Below are 357 nucleotides of genomic sequence, written 5' to 3'. Positions count from 1 at the left end.
CCGGTGGGGTAACCGCAAGGAGCCAGCCGTCGAAGGTGGGGTAGATGATTGGGGTGAAGTCGTAACAAGGTAGCCGTATCGGAAGGTGCGGCTGGATCACCTCCTTTCTATGGAGAATCGTTTCCTGCGATGGAAACATTCAAAATTACGTACGACGAAAGTCGACGGATCACTTTGCAAAAGCAAAGTAACACTCACTCGTTGTTCAGTTTTGAGAGTTTAATCTCTCAAAAAAAAGACATGTAATTTTATCTACACAGTTTGTGTTAGACCAAAATTCCATGGTCGCTGTTTCGGTGAAACAGCTTTGCTCATTGAAAACTAGATAACGAAACAATTTTGCGATTTTAGAAATAT

Annotated in this window: 1 rRNA gene; it reads left to right on the top strand. The window is 42.6% G+C overall.

The features are described 5' to 3' along the window. Nucleotides 1-107: ribosomal RNA gene (locus KJS58_RS25085) — 16S ribosomal RNA — on the top strand; the annotation flags it as partial. Nucleotides 108-357: the final 250 nt, after the last annotated feature.

It is taken from the genome of Paenibacillus sp. J45TS6 (assembly GCF_018403285.1).
Classification (GTDB): Bacteria; Bacillota; Bacilli; order Paenibacillales; family Paenibacillaceae; genus Paenibacillus.
Note: the sequence above shows the minus strand (reverse complement) of the source record. Positions and strands in the feature narration are given on the sequence as shown.